The sequence below is a fragment of the Pseudomonas sp. IT-P171 genome, assembly GCF_949767765.1.
GTDB lineage: Bacteria > Pseudomonadota > Gammaproteobacteria > Pseudomonadales > Pseudomonadaceae > Aquipseudomonas > Aquipseudomonas fluorescens_B.
Genome location: NZ_CATKQN010000006.1, coordinates 1 through 17,515, shown reverse-complemented (window position 1 = coordinate 17,515; position 17,515 = coordinate 1). Strand labels below are relative to the sequence as shown.

Genomic DNA, 17,515 nt, shown 5'->3' with positions numbered 1-17,515 from the left:
TATGCCTAGGCTTGTCCGGCAAGACACTCGCGCAGCGCGGTTTGCCAGTCAGGTTGACTGACGCCCCATTCGCGCTGCAGGCGACTGCAATCCAGGCGCGAGTTCAGCGGGCGGCTGGCGGGTGTCGGGTAGTCGCTGGTGGTAATCGGCAGCAGGTTTGCGCAAGGCTTTCCCTGTTCCCGAAGCGCTTCGCCGATGGCCTGGGCGAAACCGAACCACGAGGTCTGACCCTGCGCGGTCAGGTGATAAGTGCCCCAGGCGCCAGTCTCGCCGGCCTGCCAGCGTTCGATCAGGGCGAGGGTGCTGTTGGCGATCGTGCCGGCCCAGGTGGGTGCTCCAATCTGGTCGGCGACGATGCGCAGCTCCGGTTTTTCCTGCAGAAGACGTTGCATGGTCAGCAGGAAGTTGCGGCCGTGGGTCGAATAGACCCAACTGGTGCGCAAGATCAGGTGCTTGCCCTGTGCCGCGGTTATGGCGTGTTCGCCCGCCAGTTTGCTCTGGCCGTAAACGCCCAGCGGGTGAGGTTCGTCAGCTTCGTTGTAAGGCGCAGTCTTGCTGCCGTCGAACACGTAATCGGTGGAGTAGTGGATCAGCGGGATGCCCAGCGCCGCCGCTTCTTCCGCCAGAATGCCTGGGGCCTCCGCGTTGACGGAGAACGCCGCTGCTTTCTCGCTTTCAGCCTTGTCGACCGCCGTATAAGCCGCGGCGTTGATGATCAGGTCGGGACGAACACGCCGCACCTGCTGGCGGATCTGTTCCGGTTGCGCCAGGTCAAGCTGATCGCGACCCGGAACCACCAACTCCCCCAAAACCGTCAGGCGTTTCTGCAACTCGCTTGAAACCTGTCCATGTTGACCGCTAATAAGAATTCTCATGGAAACAGATCGATCTCTTGCAAGGTTTTGCCTAGTTGGTCTTTGGCCGAAAGCTGGGGGGCTTCATCCAGTTGCCAATCGATGGCAAGCGTCGGGTCGTCCCAACGGATGCAACGTTCGGCGGACGGGTTGTAGTAGTCCGTGGTCTTGTAGAGGAACTCGGCGACGTCGCTCAGTACTACAAATCCATGGGCAAAACCTTCCGGTACCCAGAGTTGGTGACGGTTTTCCGCGGTCAGACGCACCGCCACCCATTTGCCGAAATTCGCTGAGCTGCGACGAACATCCACCGCGACATCGAGCACTTCGCCAACCGTTACCCGCACCAGTTTTCCCTGGGTGTTTTCCAGTTGGTAGTGCAGGCCGCGCAGGACGCCTTTTTGCGAGCGAGAGTGGTTGTCCTGAACGAACTGTCTCTTCAGGCCGGTCGCCTCTTCGAAGGCCCTGGCATTGAAGCTTTCGTAGAAAAAGCCGCGCTCATCCCCGAAGACCTTGGGTTCAAGGATCAACACACCGGGCAACGCGGTTTCAATCACATTCATTGTCCACCCTCAGCCAGTTTGTAAAGGTACTGACCATAACCGGTCTTGCCAAAATACTTGGCGCGCTCGAGCAAATGCTCGCGGTCGATCCAGTCTTTTTCGTAAGCGATTTCTTCGAGGCAGGCGACTTTCAACCCTTGGCGATGCTCGATGGTCTGCACATACTGGGACGCTTCGAGCAAGCTGTCGTGAGTGCCGGTGTCCAGCCAGGCAAATCCGCGGCCGAAGCGCTCGACCTGCAGATCGCCACGCTTGAGGTAGGCATTGTTGACGTCGGTGATCTCCAGTTCGCCGCGAGGCGAGGGCTTCACGGCCTTGGCGATCTCGATCACATCGTTGTCGTAGAAATACAGGCCGGTCACGGCATAGCTGGATTTCGGGGCTTTCGGCTTTTCTTCGATCGACAGGGCACGGCCTTCGTCGTCGAAATCGATCACGCCGAAGCGCTCCGGGTCTTTGACCCAGTAGCCGAACACGGTGGCGCCAGAAGGACGATTGACGGCGTTAATCAATTGCTCGCTAAAGCGTTGACCATGGAAGATGTTGTCGCCGAGGATCAGGCACACCGGATCCTTGCCAATGAATTCCTCACCAATCAGAAAGGCCTGGGCCAGGCCATCGGGCGAAGGCTGTTCGGCATAGCTGAAATGCACGCCGAACTGACTGCCGTCCCCCAACAGGCCGCGATATTGCGGCAGGTCCTGCGGTGTGGAGATCACCAGGATTTCCTTGATGCCGGCCAGCATCAGGACCGAGATCGGGTAGTAGATCATCGGTTTGTCGTAGATCGGCAGCAGCTGTTTGGACACGCCCAGCGTAATCGGGTGCAGACGCGTGCCCGAGCCCCCGGCCAACACAATTCCTTTCATCATGCGATCAACTCCTTGGTATTGATGGCGCCCAGTCGTTCACCCTGATAGCTGCCGTCCTGAACTCGGCGGCACCACTCCAGGTTTTCCAGATACCACTGGACGGTTTTGCGCAGGCCGGTCTCGAAGGTTTCTTCGGGCGTCCAGCCAAGTTCGCGCTCAATCTTGCTGGCATCGATCGCGTAGCGCAGGTCATGGCCAGGACGGTCCTGGACGAAAGTGATCAGGTCGGCGAAATGCGCGACGCCTTCAGGTTTGTTTGGCGCCAGCTCTTCGAGCAGCGCGCAGATGCCACGCACTACATCAATGTTCTTCTGCTCGTTGTGACCGCCGATGTTGTAGGTCTCGCCGACCACGCCTTCGGTGACCACTTTGAACAGTGCGCGGGCGTGATCCTCGACAAACAGCCAGTCGCGAACCTGCAGGCCGTTACCGTAGACAGGCAGCGGCTTGCCGGCGAGGGCGTTGAGAATCACCAGCGGGATCAGTTTTTCGGGGAAGTGGAACGGCCCGTAGTTGTTCGAGCAGTTGGTCAGCAACACCGGCAGGCCGTAGGTGCGTTGCCAGGCGCGGACCAGATGGTCGGAGGCCGCCTTGCTGGCGGAATACGGTGAACTTGGCGCGTACGGGGTTGTTTCCGTGAACAGGTCATCGACGCCATGCAGGTCGCCGTACACCTCGTCCGTGGAAATGTGGTGAAAACGGAAAGCGCTTTTTTCGGGCTCGGCCAGGGTCTGCCAGTAGGCGCGGGTTGCCTCGAGCAGGCTGTACGTGCCGACGATATTGGTTTGAATGAAATCCGACGGACCGTCGATGGAACGGTCGACATGGGACTCGGCCGCCAGATGCATGATCGCATGCGGCTGGAAACGGGCCAGTACGGCACTGACGGTGGCCTGATCCACGATATCGGCCTGCACGAATTCGTAGCGTGTGTCGTTGGCAATGCTGGTCAGCGATTCCAGATTGCCGGCGTAGGTCAGTTTGTCCAGGTTGAGCACTTCATGCTCAGTATGCCGGATCAAGTGACGAACCAGGGCAGAGCCAATGAAACCGGCACCGCCGGTGATGAGAATACGCATGTTGGCCAGCCTTTATCTGTAAGACGATTGAAGCAAATGAGCATAGCTTGTCGGCAGGAGAGGGGTGGTGCAATAGGGTTGTGACAGCTATTTGGGTTTTGTTGGGGACGCGGGGGTTGATTATCGACCGACGTGGTGGCGATATAAGCGACTAATAAAATTTCAGGGGTCGTTGTATGCCGCTCGCCACGTTGATTCATCGCGCCAGTTTGCCCAGCCCGCAGGTCTCTGCGGCGCAAGCGCTCGAGCTGCTCGAAGGGCATTACGGGCTGAGCGGAAAGCTGCAGGCGCTCGGCAGCCAGCAGGACCTCAACTACCGCGTTGACAGCCAGCATGGACGTTTCGTCCTGAAAATCTGCCGGGGCGACTATTCGGCGCTGGAACTGCAAGCCCAGCATGCGGGGCTCAAGCATCTGGCCGAGCACTCCAAGGTGCCGGTGCCGCAAGTGATTTCCGCCCAGAACGGCGCTGACCTGCTGTCACTTGAAGTCGGCGGACAACCGGTGCATGTGCGCCTGCTCGAATACATCGAGGGCCAGTCGCTCACACACCTGGATCATTTGCCTGGGGCCGTGGTGGCCGGTTTCGGCCGGCTCTGCGGTGAAATGGACCAGGCGCTGGCCGATTTCAACCATGCGGGTCTTGAACGCACCCTTCAGTGGGACGCGCGCCATGCCAAGGCGTTGATCGCGCATTTGCTACCGGTCATCGAGGATGACGCGCAGCGAGCGTTGATCGCGCAAGTGGCCGAAGAGGCCGAGCGGCATTTGCAGCCGCTGGTGGACAAGTTGCCGGTGCAGGCCATCCACATGGACATCACCGATGACAACGTGGTCTGGCAGCGCGATTCGCAACGCCAGTGGCAACTGCAAGGCGTGATCGATTTCGGCGACCTGGTCCGCACCTGGCGCATCACTGACCTGTCGGTGACTTGCGCGGCGTTGCTGCACCATGCCGGTGGCGATCCGTTCTACATCTTGCCGGCGGTTCAGGCCTATCACGCGGTCAACCCGTTGCAACACGAAGAACTGCAGGCCCTGTGGCCATTGATCGTCGCGCGGGCGGCGGTGCTGGTGCTCAGCGGCGAACAGCAGATCAGCATCGACCCGGGTAACCAATACAGTCGCGACAACCTGACCCACGAGTGGGAGATTTTCCGCGTGGCGACCTCAGTGCCGCTGGCGTTGATGGAAGCGGCGATCCTCACTGCTGTCGGCCAGAGCCTGCCAGCCATCGGCAGTGAAGGCTTTGCGCCACTGCTGCCGAGCCTGGTCGGACGTGAATTTGCCTTGATCGACCTGGGTGTACTCAGCCCGCATTTCGAGGCCGGTAACTGGGAGCAGGAAGGGATCGATCAACGCCTGTTGAGCGAAGCGGCGGCGGCTCACGGTCTGGCCGCAAGCCGTTACGGACAATACCGTTTGTCCCGTACCCGCCCCGACAGTGCCAGCGAACCGGACACGTGCCCGCTGCATGTCGAGTTGCGGGTGCCCGATGGCACCGCGGTCGAATCGCCATTTGCCGGCGTGGTCCATCAACCGGCGCCGGGTGTGTTGCAACTCGACGGCCCACAGCTGAGCGTGCGGCTGTGGGGCGTGACGCCGTCGCTGCACACCGGCGCGGCGCTGGTCAAAGGCCAGGTGTTGGGCGCGGTAAGCGGTCCGTTGCGGGTGCAGTTGTGCCGAGGCGCTTCGTTCGATGCGCCGTTGTTCTGCACGCCGTCTCGTGCGGCGGCCTGGCAAGCGTTGTGTCCATCGCCGGCGGTGTTGCTGGGGTTGGCTTGCGATGCGGAGGTTGAGCTTGATTCGCAGACTTTGCTGGAGCGCCGCGACGCCAGTTTCGCCCGGACGCAGAAACACTATTACGTCGACCCGCCACGCATCGAACGCGGCTGGCGCAACCATTTGATCGACATGCAGGGCCGCTCCTACCTCGACATGCTCAACAACGTCGCGGTGCTCGGTCATGGTCATCCACGCATGGCCGCAGTGGCCAGCCGCCAGTGGTCGCTGCTCAATACCAACTCGCGCTTCAATTACGCGGCGGTTGCCGAATTTTCCGAGCGTTTGCTGAGGTTGTCTCCGGATGGCATGGACCGGGTGTTCCTGGTCAACAGCGGCAGCGAGGCCAATGACCTGGCGATCCGTCTGGCATGGGCCTACAGCGGCGGTCGCGACATTGTCAGCGTGCTGGAGGCTTATCACGGCTGGACAGTGGGCGCGGACGCGGTCTCGACGTCGATTGCCGACAACCCCAGGGCCTTGAGCAGCCGTCCGGACTGGGTGCACCCGGTGACGGCACCGAACACCTATCGCGGTGAATTCCGGGGCCCGGACAGTGCGCCGGATTATGTGCGCAGCGTCGAGCACAACCTGGCGAAAATCGCCGCGCAAGGACGCCAGCTGGCCGGTTTCATTTGCGAGCCGGTGTACGGCAATGCCGGCGGCATCTCGCTGCCGCCGGGGTATTTGAAACAGGTCTACGGGATGGTTCGCGCCCAGGGCGGCGTGTGCATCGCCGACGAAGTGCAGGTCGGTTACGGGCGCATGGGTCACTTCTTCTGGGGCTTCGAAGAACAGGGCGTGGTGCCGGACATCATCACCATGGCCAAGGGCATGGGCAACGGTCAACCGCTGGGCGCTGTGATTACCCGTCGGGAAATCGCCGAGGCGCTGGAAGCCGAAGGTTATTTCTTCTCATCGGCGGGTGGCAGCCCGGTCAGTTGCCAGATCGGCATGGCCGTTCTGGATGTGATGGAAGAGGAAAAACTTTGGGATAACGCCCAGGTCGTGGGCGGGTATTTCAAGGAGCGTCTGGAAGCGCTGATCGATATTCATCCGCTGGTGGGTGCGGTGCACGGGTCCGGTTTTTATCTGGGCGTTGAATTGATCCGCGACCGCGAGACCCTGGAACCGGCGACCGAAGAAACCACGGCGTTGTGTGATCGCCTGCGGGAATTGGGGATCTTCATGCAGCCGACGGGGGATTATCTGAACGTCCTCAAGATCAAACCGCCGATGGTGACCTCGCGCCGCAGTGTGGATTTCTTTGTCGATATGTTGGCGAAGGTGCTCGCGGAGGGGCTGTAAATACATCTCCCCTGTGGGAGCGAGACGGGCTTGCCGGCGATATCGATCGAACATTCAAAATTTGTATCGACTGACCCACCGCGATCGCCGGCAAGCCGGTCTCGCTCCCACAAGAGGGAGTGCTTAATTCGATTATTATCTGGTTTGAGTGCTGTTTTTTTCGACGCAAGGAAGATTAATCGCTTTTAAAGCCGATTTTTATCGGCTATAAAGTCGCCATTGCCGCGGCGTGCCTCATCACGCCCGCCACTTCCCTTTCTGTCATCGGTCGATGGGAAACTCGACCCACAGCACTTGCCCGGAGATGATTCATGAGCCGTATCGTTACCGTCGCCGCCACCCAGATGGCCTGTTCCTGGGACCTTGAAGCCAACCTCGAAACCGCTGAAAGGCTGGTCCGTGAGGCTGCGGCCAAAGGCGCGCAGATCATCCTGATCCAGGAACTGTTCGAGGCGCCGTACTTTTGCCAGAAGCCCAATCCGGATTACCTGCAACTGGCCACAACGGTGGAAGAGAACGTCGCCATCAAGCATTTCCAGAAAATCGCCAGGGAACTGCAAGTGGTGCTGCCGATCAGCTTCTACGAACGGGCCGGCCGTGCGCGTTTCAACAGCATCGCGATCATTGATGCCGACGGCAGCAACCTCGGGATTTATCGTAAAAGCCACATCCCGGACGGCCCTGGCTACCACGAGAAGTACTACTTCAACCCGGGCGACACCGGTTTCAAAGTGTGGAACACCCGTTACGCGAAAATCGGCGTGGGCATCTGCTGGGATCAGTGGTTCCCCGAGTGCGCCCGCAGCATGGCGTTGCTGGGTGCGGAGATCCTGTTCTACCCGACCGCCATCGGCAGCGAACCGCACGACAAGACCATTTCGTCCCGCGACCATTGGCAGCGTGTGCAGCAGGGCCATGCCGGCGCCAACCTGATGCCGTTGATCGCCAGCAACCGTATCGGCAACGAGGAGCAGGACGGGTACGACATCACCTTCTACGGCTCGTCGTTTATCGCCAACCAGTTCGGCGAGAAGGTCCAGGAACTCGATAAAACCGAAGAAGGCGTGCTGGTTCACAGCTTCGACCTCGACGAGCTGGAGCACATTCGCAGCGCGTGGGGCTCGTTCCGTGATCGTCGCCCGAACCTATACAATGCGCTCAAAACCCTCGACGGTTCCCTGGAGTCCTGACTGCATGACCACTTTAAACAGCACCCCGCGCGCCGACGGCTTCTACATGCCCGCCGAGTGGGCGCCACAAACCCAGACCTGGATGATCTGGCCCGAGCGTCCGGACAACTGGCGCCTGGGCGGCAAACCGGCGCAAGCCGCGCATGTGGCGGTGGCCAAGGCCATCGCGCGTTTCGAACCGGTCACCGTGGCGGTGTCCGCCGGTCAATACGAAAATGCTCGGGCGCGTCTGGACGTGCCGAATATTCGTGTGGTCGAGATGTCCAGCGACGACGCCTGGGTCCGCGACACCGGCCCGACATTCGTCATCAATAACCGCGGTGAAGTCCGTGGCGTGAACTGGGACTTCAACGCATGGGGCGGTTTTGACGGTGGGCTGTATTCGCCGTGGAACCGTGATTCGCAGGTCGGCGGCAAGATCCTCGAGATTGAACGCAGCTCGCGTTATCGCACCGAGGGCTTTGTGCTCGAAGGCGGTTCGATCCACGTTGATGGTGAAGGCACGCTGATCACTACTGAAGAATGCCTGCTTAACCGCAATCGCAACCCGCACTTGAACCGTGCAGAAATCGAAGCGGTGCTCAGCGCGAACCTGGCTGTGGATAAAATCATCTGGCTGCCGGACGGTTTGTTCAACGATGAAACCGACGGCCATGTGGATAACTTCTGCTGTTACGTGCGTCCGGGCGAAGTGTTGCTGGCCTGGACCGACGACCCGCAAGACCCGAACTACCCGCGCTGCCAGGCGGCGATGAAAGTGCTCGAAAGCAGCACCGACGCCAAGGGTCGCCCATTCACGGTGCACAAGATGCCGATTCCTGGGCCGCTGTATGCGACCGAAGAAGAATGCGCCGGTGTGGACCCGGTAGACGGAACCCAGGAACGCAATCCGACCGTTCGTCTGGCCGGTTCCTATGTGAACTTCCTCATCGTCAACGGCGGCATCATCGCGCCGAGCTTCGACGATCCGCTGGACGGCCCGGCCAAAGAGATTTTGCAGAGCCTGTTCCCGCAGCATGAAGTGGTCATGGTCCCGGGCCGCGAACTGTTACTGGGCGGCGGTAATATCCACTGCCTTACCCAACAGCAGCCTGCGCCGCACAAGGAGTGAGTGCCGTTGTAACAGCCTGAGTTGATTGAGAAATCACTCAGGCAACGGTTTTACTTCGGCACCTTGCAAGAAGCCCGCAGCCCGTCAGGACTGCGGGCTTTTTTGTATCCGCTGGTCGACTGTCCTGACACATTGGCACAGCTCTTGTATCTCTCCTGACGAGAAACAGGGAGGGGAGAACTTCGATGTTCTGTCATAAACCTTGGATAAGTTAGCCGCTCACAAACCAGGAGAGAGCGCGGAAATGAACGCCGAAATGAACGTAGTGAGCGAGCGGACACTGCATCCCCTGGCAGTAAACAGCGAAGCGCTCCAGATCCTGGCGCACTGGTTGAAGTCCAATGGAACGCGTCAGATCAGGGAACCTGATCCGCGCCGGATGATGATCGAGCGCTACCCCGCTGGTTTATTCAGCGAAGCGGAGCTGGATGCGTTGTGGGATGTGATGGAAGGATAAAAAAGAACAACAACGGATTGATAAAAGCGCTGCCGGGAAGGTGGCGCTTTTTTTATGGGCGATGGTTTTGTGATCACTACGGTGCCACTCGAACACGATAGCTGCGGCTCACACCAGGCCCGCAGTGTTTAGACGCGGTAAGAGCGGGTCATTGGGTTTGCCCGATCTCCAATTCGTGTCTTGGTAGTGACAGAACGAGGGCGGTATTCGACCGATTCCTGAAACAGTTTGAAAGCTATTCCGACGTTTTTCAGAAATAGAAGGAGGACTAATCTGCCGGCATCGAATTTCCTACCCTTTCGCCGGAGCCTCCCATGATCCTTCATTACATTTACGACCCGTTGTGCGGCTGGTGCTACGGCGCAAAACCACTGGTGCAAACAGCCCGGGCAATTCTTCCGGTGATTGCCCATGGCGGCGGCATGATGACCGGCGCCCACCGCAAGAACGTCTCGCCACAGTTGCGCAACTACGTGATGCCCCACGATCGGCGAATCGCCGAGTACACCGCGCAGCCATTCGGTGAGGCCTACTTCGAAGGTTTGCTGCGCGATGAGACGGCGGTGTTCGATTCTGCGCCGCCGATTGCCGCCGTACTGGCGGCTGATCAGGTCGCTGACCGTGGACTGGCGTTGCTGGGCCGTTTGCAGAGCGCGCATTACGTGGAAGGTCGGCGCATTGCCGATGAAGCGGTGTTGTTTGAACTCGCCCACGAGATCGGCCTGGAACCTGAAGCCTTTCAGACCGCATTCAAAAACGCCGACACCGATCGCCACATCAAGGCCAGTCGCGACCTGTTGGCCAGCATCGGTGGTCATGGTTTCCCGACCTTCGCACTGGAGCAGGGTGGCCAGTTCACGCTGGTCGACATCGGGCCGTGGTTCGGCAAGCCGCAAGCCTTTGCGGCCTGGCTTAGGCAGTCGCTTCCCGCACACGCGGCTTCATCCGGGTTTCAAACCTGTGGGCTCAACGGCTGCAATTAGAAAATTCTTAGACGATTTTCGCCTATTCACAGACGATTCATGAAATTGACACAGGGTTCAGGGCGGGACTAGGATTCGCCTCAACGCCTGTGGCCAACCGCCATGACTCAAAAATAATAAAAAGGCCCGCCGCGATTTTTCGTGGGCGGGCCTTTTTGTTTCGGGGTGAAAAAAGAGTGCGATAGCGCCGTTTCAGCCGTTCGACACAGCGCGTATCAACCCGTAATAAGGAAAAGAACAAAATGTTGAACAAGCGAATCAGCCTGATCGCTCTGGGGATGTTGAGCGCGACACAGGCCATGGCAAACGACCAGGCCGAATCCAAGGGTTTTGTTGAAGACAGCAGCCTCAAAGTGCTGCTGCGCAATGCCTACATGAACCGTGATTACAAAGACGGCCGACCGGACAAAGCCGAGTGGGGCCAAGCGGCCATCGGCACGTTCTCGTCCGGTTTCACCCAAGGCACCGTCGGTGTGGGTGTGGACGCGTTCGGTCTGTACGCATTGCGTCTGGATGGCGGCAAGGGCCGCACCGGCGCACAAGGTATCGACTTCTTCAAAAAAGGCGACAGCGGCAACGCGGCAGATGACCTGTCCAAAGGTGGCGCAGCGGTCAAATTCCGCCTCTCCAGCACCACGCTGACTTACGGCGACCAGATGCCGGCCCTGCCGGTGTTGAGCTACGACAACTCGCGCCTGCTGCCGGAAAGCTACACCGGCACCTTGATCACCTCCAAGGAGATCAAAGGCCTGGAGCTGAACGCCGGTCGCTTCACTGCCGAATCGCGCAAGAGCGCTGAAGGCCGTGACAGCGGTGGCTTGAAGTCGATCAACGTATTGGGCGGCAGCTACCAGTTCACCGAACAGTTCAAGGCGGCGGTGTACGCGTCTGACGTTGAAGACGTATTGAAGAAACAATACGTGAACGCCAACTACGTGTTCCCGATCGACAAGGATCAGTCCCTGACCCTGGACTTCAACGGCTACCGCACCAAGCTGGAAGATTCCTACGTCCGCGAAAGCGGTGCGACCGGTGACGACAACAAGATCTGGAGCCTGGCAGCGACCTTCGCCACCGGCCCGCACTCGTTCACCGTCGCGCACCAGCGCAGCACCGGCGACAGCAACCTGGGCTACGCCTACGGCGGCTATCAGAAGGATCAAGGTCGCGTCGGTGATGGCGGCAACACCATCTACCTGGCGAACTCCTACTGGTCCGACTTCAACGCCGAAGACGAACGCAGCTGGCAGCTGGGCTACGGTCTGGATTTCAGCACGTTCGGCGTTCCTGGTCTGAGCTACAACGTGGCTTACGTGCGCGGCGACAACATCACCACTTCCACCAGCGAAGGCGGTACCGAGCGCGAAATCTTCAACCAGTTCAAGTACGTCGTGCAAAGCGGCCCGGCCAAAGACCTGAGCATCAAACTGCGTAGCTCGATCCTGCGCGTGGCGCAGAAATCCAGCGAATACAACGTCAGCGGCAACGAAGTACGTGTGTTCGTGGACTACCCGATCAACATTTTCTGATGATCGGTTGCAGTATCGACGCCTGATTCAAGGCTGAGAAAGATGAGCCCCGACATGTTCGGGGCTTTTTTTCGCCTACCAATAAGCGTTCAGGCGCTTAGGTTATTTCCTGCATCGGATCAGGACAGTTCCCAGTACCGAAGGGGAACAAGCCGATATTCATCACTGGATTAATCGATTGAAATACCGGACGAGAAATTCAGTTGATTGTCAGCGCTCCTCAAACGGTGGAGCCGTCCATCACGCTGAAGTTGACCCCCAATAGCCTGCTCAACCAAAATGCTTGAGGTAGCGCCAATGTAGCTACAAATTAGAAATGAGGTCATTACCATGGGTGTATTGCTGAAAACCACCGACGTGCGTTGCCGCATTGATGAGGAATTGAAAGCGCGTGCTACTGAAGTCCTGAACGCTTGCGGCCTGAGCATCAGTGACGCCATGCGGCTTTTTCTTCGTCAGGTCGTAGCGACCCAGGGCCTCCCGTTTGAGGTACGCGTGCCTTCGGAAAAAACGGCCCGCGCCATGAGAGAAGCACGTGAGATTCGCCAGCGGTTCGACTCGATAGACGACATGTTGAGGGACGCTGATGGCGAAACCGGAGAAAAAGCAAAAGCGCGCTGAGCTGCCCAGGCAATGTGCACAAACGTCAGAATTCAAGAAGTCGTGGGACCGTTACAAGCGTGCCGGGCGCCGTGACATGAATGAAGTTCGCCAAGTGATGGTCATGCTGTTTCTGGGTGAACCGTTGCCACCGGAATACCTGGACCATGCCTTGATGGGTGATTGGGCTGGTTTTCGAGAGTGTCATATAGGCGGTGATTTCTTGATGATTTATGAGCACACACGCTCCGATTTCATCACATTTGTTGATCTAGGAAGTCATTCAGAGTTGTTCAAGTAGCGTCTGTAAAGAAAAGCCCCGACATGTTCGTAATGCTGTTCACTTAAGCGCGCTCTTGAATCGTGCATACCTTTGTGGCGAGCGAGCTTGCTCGCGCTGGGCTGCGTAGCGGCCCCAAAAATCTGACAGCTATTGCCGAGTTTTGTGAGTGCTACGCACTCAAGCGGGAGCAAGCTCCCTCGCCACAAGTTTCCTTTGATTCAAGACACTCTTAAGTGAACAACATTGCGACATGTTCGGGGCTTTTTTGTGAGCGCTGCAAGGCTCTGGACCGCTTCACAGGACGACTCGATTGACCTTTCCCAGCCAGGTTTTCCTATTCAAATGATCAAAACGATCATTTGAATGATTGGTTTGCGCATTCTATAGCGAGAGCTTAAGATAAATTTGACTGAATCAATCATTGCTTGATTGTTTCAGTCAGTTTCGAGGTGAAACACGTCTTACCCCACAATTATAAAAGGAGACCCTCGTGGCCCAATTCCCTATCAAGCGCACCATTGAACGCATCCCGGGCGGCATGATGATCGTGCCCCTGCTGATCGGTTCGCTGGTCGCCACCTTCATGCCTGACACGCCCAAGTTTTTCGGCTCCTTCACCAATGCACTGTTCACCGGGGCGCTGCCTATCCTCGCGGTGTTCTATGTCTGCATGGGCGCGAGCATCAACATCAAAGCCACGCCTTACTTGCTCAAGAAGGGCGGCACGCTGCTCATCACCAAAGTCGGCATCGCCGTGCTCATCGGCATTGTGCTCGGGCATTTTCTCGGCGAGCAGCCGATTTCGTCCGGCCTGTTCGCCGGCATCTCGACGCTGGCAGTGGTCGCCGCGATGAACGACACCAACGGTGGCTTGTACATGGCGCTGATGGGGCAGTACGGTCGGTCCGAAGACGTCGGTGCCTACTCGGTGATGTCCCTGGAGTCCGGGCCTTTTCTGACCATGGTCACCCTGGGCATCGCCGGTCTGTCGGCATTCCCGTGGCCGACGCTGGTGGGCAGCATCCTGCCGCTGGCGCTGGGCATGTTGTTGGGCAATCTCGACCGTGACATGCGCGACTTCCTGGCCAAGGCTGTCCCAGTGATGATCCCGTTCTTCGCGTTGGCGCTGGGGGCCAGCCTGGACCTGCACAACGTCTGGCAGGCCGGTTTGCTGGGTCTGGGCATGGGGGTTGCGGTGGTTGTGCTGACCGGTATTCCGCTGTTCTTCGCTGATCGTTTGACCGGTGGCACAGGCGTCGCCGGTGTTGCTGCGGCCACCACCGCCGGGAACGCTGCAGCCGTTCCTGCGCTGATCGCAGCGGCGAATCCCGTTTACGCCGAAGCCGCCAAGAGCGCGACCATATTGGTAGCGGCCTGCGTGGTGGTCACCGCGATCCTTGCGCCGATACTCACCGCCGCTGTTGCCAAGCGCGTGCAACAACGCAACGCCGTCGTCATCCCTGAGCAGGAGATCGAACCCCAAAAGCAGGAGGCCCTGCGATGAGGATTCTGATCATCGCGGATGATCTGTCCGGTGCGGCGGATTGCGCCATCGGTTTTGCGAGCGTCGGGCTGCAAACGGTGGTTACGCTCGATCCCTTGAACGACAAGGCCGATGCTCAGGTGATTGCCGCCGACACAGACACTCGGCGCCTGTCACCGGATCGAGCCGCCGAGCGCACCGTTGCGGCATTCAAGGCACTGCATCAGCCTGGGCAGCGGCTGTACAAGAAAATCGATTCGACCCTGCGCGGCAACTGGGCGGCGGAGGTCGCCGCCCTGCAACCCTTGGCCGGACTGGCCATCGTCGCCCCGGCGTTCCCCGCTACAGGTCGCACGTTGCGCGGCGGGCGGGTGTTCGTGAACGGCCAGCCGCTGGAAACCACCGACACCTGGAAACTCGAAAACGCCGATCGCCCGGCTGACGTCGAAGCCATGCTCATCGCCGCCGGCCTGAGCACCGCGAAGCTGGACCTCGACACCTTGCGCGGCAACGAAAAGGCGCTCGCGCACCACATCGCCGAAGTCGCCCGCAGCGGCACCCAGGCGTTGATCGTCGATGCGCAAACCGAAGACGATCTGCTGACCCTCGCTCGCCTGACCGCGTCGATGGATCAGCCGTTGTTCTGGATCGGCTCGGGCGGCCTGGCGCGGGAAATCGCCAGCCTTTCTGATTTCTCCGAAGCGCGGTTCACAACCCTGGAACCGACCGCGCAGGAAAAAAGCCAGGCATCCATTCTGATCCTCGTCGGCAGCCTGTCCGGCGTTTGCGAGCGGCAATGCGCGTTGCTCAAGGAACGTGGTGGCGTCAGCGAACTGGTCGTCCCGCCCGAGGTCCTTCGCCAAGGCACAACCCATGGCGACTGGGCGTTGTGGCAAGCGCGGATCGGCGAGCAACTGGACGGCTGGAGCGACCTGCTGCTGCGCATCGGCCGCGATGAAGCGTTCGATCCGCAGGAAGGCGCGCAACTCTCGAACATGCTGGCCGTATTGGTAGAACCACACTTCGCCAAGGTCGGCGGCCTGATCGCCACGGGCGGCGAGACGGCACGGGCCATATTGACCACCGTCGGCATCGACAGCCTGCAACTACTCACCGAAATCGAAGCCGGCGTCGCCTTTGCCCGCCCGACCGTTTCCCGGCAGGGCCATCGCCCCGGCATTGTGACCAAGGCCGGCGCATTCGGCACCGATAACGCCTTGTATGCGGCATGGCTACACCTGAGCGACAGCGCCGATCGCTCCCCGCCCCAACGCACACGAATCCAAGGACTCGAATGAACACTATGAGCAACTACCTGCCCGTCATCGGTATCACCATGGGCGACGCCTCGGGTGTCGGTCCGGAAATCATCGTCAAGAGCCTGACTCACGACATCGTCTATCAACAATGCCGGCCGCTGGTGATCGGCGATGCGCGACGTCTCGAACAAGCCAATGTCATCGTCGGCGGCAACGCCAAAGTGCGCCGCATCAAGGACGCGTCCGAAGCGCGTTACGAGGCCGGCATCATCGACTGCATCGACCTCGACCTGATCCCCGACGACCTGCCGTTCGGCGAACTGTCGGCCATCGCCGGTGACGCTGCCTATCAATACATTGCCCGCGCCGTGCAACTGGCCGAAGCCAGCCAGATTGATGCCATTTGTACCGCACCATTGAACAAGGAAGCGCTGCACGCCGGCGGCCATAAATACCCCGGCCACACCGAAATGCTCGCGCACCTGACCAACGTCGACGAAGTGTCGATGATGCTGGTGGCGCCGCAACTGCGGGTGATTCACGTCACGACCCACATCGGCATCATCGACGCGATCCGCAAGATCGAGCCGGGCCTGGTCCAGCGCACCATCGAGCGCGGCAACGCGACACTGATCAAGGCCGGCATTGCCCGTCCACGCATCGGCGTGTGCGGGATCAACCCGCATGCCGGTGAAAATGGCCTGTTCGGTTACGGCGAAGAGGAAGAAAAAATCATCCCGGCGGTGAAGCTGTTGCAGGAACGCGGCCTCGACGTCACCGGTCCGCTGCCGGCCGACACGCTGTTCTTCCGCGCTGGCCGCGGCGACTTCGATCTGGTGGTCGCGATGTATCACGATCAGGGTCACGGCCCGGTCAAAGTGCTCGGTCTTGAAGCTGGCGTGAACGTCACCGTCGGCCTGGACGTGATCCGCACCTCGGTCGACCACGGCACCGCGTTCGACATCGCCGGCAAAGGCATCGCCGATGAACGCAGCCTGCTCGAAGCGCTGCGCCAGGGTGCAGAGCTGGCCACGCGACGGGGATGAGCCGCACGGGCGCTGTCGTGTAAGATCGACCACCGTCCACCACGCGAGACCCGCCATGAAAGCCTCCGAACGCCACCGCGCCATCCTCGACCTCGTACGCATTGGCGATGCCAACGTCGAGCAATTGAGCGCGGCGCTCGGGGTTTCGGAAGCCACGGTGCGACGCGACCTCACCATGCTCGCCAAACAGCGACACCTGGTGCGCACCTATGGCGGCGCCACCTCCGTGGTCGGCGTTCATGAGCCGGAAGCTTCCCTCGAAGAACGCAAAACCAGCCAGTGGGAACAGAAGGACGCCATCGCCCAAGCGGCTGCGGCCCACGTCCAGGACGGCGATACCGTGCTGCTCGACGGCGGCACCACCTGCGCCGCGCTGGCCCATCATTTGTGCTCGCGACAAGACGTGCACGTGGTCACCAATAACCTGCTGGCCGTGATGACCCTCGCCAACGCGCCGGGTATTCGCCTGACCTTGATCGGCGGCGATTTGCGCGGTTCGAGCATGAGCACGCTGGGGCCGTTGGCCGAGCTGACGTTGAGCCGGTTGAGTGTCGACAAAGCCTTCCTCGGTGCGGACGGCGTGGTCGCGGAATTTGGATTGTGCGAGGCGAGCGCGCAGCAGGCGTATCTCAAGGAATGCATCATCAAACGGGCTGCGCAGATTGTGGTGTTAGCGGATACCGACAAACTCGGCCGCGCCCGTCAGCAACACTGGACGCCGATTGAGCGGGAGTGGCGGTTGATCACCGGTGCCACCGCCGATGAAGCTGCTCTCGCACCGTTTCATGCCCTCAAGCAAATCACCGTGGAAACCGTAACCATCGAATAATTGCACCCCCTGTGGCGAGCGAGCTTGCTCGCGCTGGGTCGCGTAGCGGCCCCAAAAAATCTCGCAAGCAACGCCGTTTTTTTTGCACTCAAGGCGGCAGCAACCTCCCTCTCTACAAGGCTCATGTCGCAGAAATCCAATTTCGGCGACACGTTCCTCCAACATGTCGTTCGCAGCGACACGTTCTCAAGACGTGTCGCAAAAAGTGAAAAATTGCGACACGTTATGGCCTCATGCGCTGCGAAGCGGACGCATTGAATGCAAAAAGCCCCGATTGATTCGTAATGC

16 protein-coding genes are annotated in these 17,515 nt (G+C 59.7%); 12 read left to right on the top strand and 4 right to left on the bottom strand.

Annotated elements, in window-relative coordinates; genetic code table 11:
• Positions 1–5: 5 nt before the first annotated feature.
• From rfbD to rfbB, 4 genes are read right to left on the bottom strand one after another with little or no spacing between them, the layout of a single operon-like run.
• Entirely contained in the window at positions 6–875 is an 870-nt protein-coding gene (gene rfbD / locus ACM6I5_RS05040; RefSeq protein ID WP_414883305.1) for a dTDP-4-dehydrorhamnose reductase, read from the bottom strand.
• Entirely contained in the window at positions 872–1,417 is a 546-nt protein-coding gene (rfbC, locus tag ACM6I5_RS05035; protein ID WP_414883304.1) for a dTDP-4-dehydrorhamnose 3,5-epimerase, read from the bottom strand. The genes rfbD and rfbC overlap by 4 nt, the downstream gene beginning before the upstream one ends.
• Positions 1,414–2,289: a glucose-1-phosphate thymidylyltransferase RfbA gene (gene rfbA, locus ACM6I5_RS05030; RefSeq protein ID WP_017335941.1), complete on the bottom strand. Its 876-nt coding sequence runs from the start codon at positions 2,287–2,289 to the stop codon at positions 1,414–1,416. The genes rfbC and rfbA overlap by 4 nt, the downstream gene beginning before the upstream one ends.
• Positions 2,286–3,368 (bottom strand): dTDP-glucose 4,6-dehydratase, encoded by a 1,083-nt coding sequence (rfbB, locus tag ACM6I5_RS05025; protein ID WP_017335942.1) that lies wholly within the window; start codon positions 3,366–3,368, stop codon positions 2,286–2,288. The genes rfbA and rfbB overlap by 4 nt, the downstream gene beginning before the upstream one ends.
• A 176-nt stretch (positions 3,369–3,544) precedes the next feature.
• Here rfbB and ACM6I5_RS05020 point away from each other — a divergent pair, with 176 nt between their 5' ends.
• From ACM6I5_RS05020 to ACM6I5_RS04965, 12 genes are all read left to right on the top strand, one after another.
• The gene (locus ACM6I5_RS05020) at positions 3,545–6,457 is read left to right on the top strand and encodes an aminotransferase (RefSeq protein ID WP_414883303.1); all 2,913 of its coding nucleotides are present in this window, start codon (positions 3,545–3,547) and stop codon (positions 6,455–6,457) included.
• A gap of 311 nt (positions 6,458–6,768) precedes the next feature.
• Positions 6,769–7,647 (top strand): N-carbamoylputrescine amidase, encoded by an 879-nt coding sequence (gene aguB / locus ACM6I5_RS05015; protein WP_017335944.1) that lies wholly within the window; start codon positions 6,769–6,771, stop codon positions 7,645–7,647.
• A 4-nt stretch (positions 7,648–7,651) separates the two neighbouring features.
• Positions 7,652–8,758, top strand: coding sequence for an agmatine deiminase (gene aguA, locus ACM6I5_RS05010; RefSeq protein WP_414883302.1), 1,107 nt, complete (start codon positions 7,652–7,654; stop codon positions 8,756–8,758).
• A gap of 244 nt (positions 8,759–9,002) precedes the next feature.
• The gene (locus ACM6I5_RS05005) at positions 9,003–9,215 is read left to right on the top strand and encodes a hypothetical protein (RefSeq protein ID WP_414883301.1); all 213 of its coding nucleotides are present in this window, start codon (positions 9,003–9,005) and stop codon (positions 9,213–9,215) included.
• Positions 9,216–9,529: 314 nt separating this feature from the next.
• A complete protein-coding gene (locus ACM6I5_RS05000) occupies positions 9,530–10,198 on the top strand; it encodes a DsbA family protein (protein ID WP_414883299.1) in 669 nt (222 codons plus the stop codon).
• 242 nt (positions 10,199–10,440) lie between these two features.
• Positions 10,441–11,727 (top strand): OprD family porin, encoded by a 1,287-nt coding sequence (locus tag ACM6I5_RS04995; RefSeq protein ID WP_017335948.1) that lies wholly within the window; start codon positions 10,441–10,443, stop codon positions 11,725–11,727.
• 330 nt (positions 11,728–12,057) lie between these two features.
• A complete protein-coding gene (locus ACM6I5_RS04990) occupies positions 12,058–12,348 on the top strand; it encodes a type II toxin-antitoxin system RelB/DinJ family antitoxin (protein WP_017335949.1) in 291 nt (96 codons plus the stop codon).
• Positions 12,314–12,628, top strand: coding sequence for a type II toxin-antitoxin system YafQ family toxin (locus tag ACM6I5_RS04985; protein ID WP_033037147.1), 315 nt, complete (start codon positions 12,314–12,316; stop codon positions 12,626–12,628). The genes ACM6I5_RS04990 and ACM6I5_RS04985 overlap by 35 nt, the downstream gene beginning before the upstream one ends.
• A 472-nt stretch (positions 12,629–13,100) precedes the next feature.
• On the top strand, positions 13,101–14,114 hold the full coding sequence (locus ACM6I5_RS04980) for a 2-keto-3-deoxygluconate permease (RefSeq protein WP_017335951.1): 1,014 nt from the start codon (positions 13,101–13,103) through the stop codon (positions 14,112–14,114).
• Positions 14,111–15,391 carry a four-carbon acid sugar kinase family protein gene (locus ACM6I5_RS04975; RefSeq protein WP_414883298.1) on the top strand — a complete coding sequence of 427 codons (1,281 nt, stop codon included), beginning with the start codon at positions 14,111–14,113 and terminating at the stop codon, positions 15,389–15,391. The genes ACM6I5_RS04980 and ACM6I5_RS04975 overlap by 4 nt, the downstream gene beginning before the upstream one ends.
• Positions 15,392–15,396: 5 nt before the next feature.
• Positions 15,397–16,398, top strand: a complete 1,002-nt coding sequence (pdxA, locus tag ACM6I5_RS04970; protein ID WP_414883371.1) for a 4-hydroxythreonine-4-phosphate dehydrogenase PdxA — start codon at positions 15,397–15,399, stop codon at positions 16,396–16,398.
• A gap of 55 nt (positions 16,399–16,453) precedes the next feature.
• A complete protein-coding gene (locus tag ACM6I5_RS04965; RefSeq protein WP_017335954.1) occupies positions 16,454–17,227 on the top strand; it encodes a DeoR/GlpR family DNA-binding transcription regulator in 774 nt (257 codons plus the stop codon).
• Positions 17,228–17,515: the final 288 nt, after the last annotated feature.

Bases quoted from the DNA above. Each gene is read 5' to 3' on its own strand.
- rfbD (WP_414883305.1), bottom strand. From the start codon at position 875: ATGAGAATTCTTATTAGCGGTCAACATGGACAGGTTTCAAGCGAGTTG.
- rfbC (WP_414883304.1), bottom strand. From the start codon at position 1,417: ATGAATGTGATTGAAACCGCGTTGCCCGGTGTGTTGATCCTTGAACCC.
- rfbA (WP_017335941.1), bottom strand. From the start codon at position 2,289: ATGATGAAAGGAATTGTGTTGGCCGGGGGCTCGGGCACGCGTCTGCAC.
- rfbB (WP_017335942.1), bottom strand. From the start codon at position 3,368: ATGCGTATTCTCATCACCGGCGGTGCCGGTTTCATTGGCTCTGCCCTG.
- ACM6I5_RS05020 (WP_414883303.1), top strand. From the start codon at position 3,545: ATGCCGCTCGCCACGTTGATTCATCGCGCCAGTTTGCCCAGCCCGCAG.
- aguB (WP_017335944.1), top strand. From the start codon at position 6,769: ATGAGCCGTATCGTTACCGTCGCCGCCACCCAGATGGCCTGTTCCTGG.
- aguA (WP_414883302.1), top strand. From the start codon at position 7,652: ATGACCACTTTAAACAGCACCCCGCGCGCCGACGGCTTCTACATGCCC.
- ACM6I5_RS05005 (WP_414883301.1), top strand. From the start codon at position 9,003: ATGAACGCCGAAATGAACGTAGTGAGCGAGCGGACACTGCATCCCCTG.
- ACM6I5_RS05000 (WP_414883299.1), top strand. From the start codon at position 9,530: ATGATCCTTCATTACATTTACGACCCGTTGTGCGGCTGGTGCTACGGC.
- ACM6I5_RS04995 (WP_017335948.1), top strand. From the start codon at position 10,441: ATGTTGAACAAGCGAATCAGCCTGATCGCTCTGGGGATGTTGAGCGCG.
- ACM6I5_RS04990 (WP_017335949.1), top strand. From the start codon at position 12,058: ATGGGTGTATTGCTGAAAACCACCGACGTGCGTTGCCGCATTGATGAG.
- ACM6I5_RS04985 (WP_033037147.1), top strand. From the start codon at position 12,314: ATGGCGAAACCGGAGAAAAAGCAAAAGCGCGCTGAGCTGCCCAGGCAA.
- ACM6I5_RS04975 (WP_414883298.1), top strand. From the start codon at position 14,111: ATGAGGATTCTGATCATCGCGGATGATCTGTCCGGTGCGGCGGATTGC.
- pdxA (WP_414883371.1), top strand. From the start codon at position 15,397: ATGAGCAACTACCTGCCCGTCATCGGTATCACCATGGGCGACGCCTCG.
- ACM6I5_RS04965 (WP_017335954.1), top strand. From the start codon at position 16,454: ATGAAAGCCTCCGAACGCCACCGCGCCATCCTCGACCTCGTACGCATT.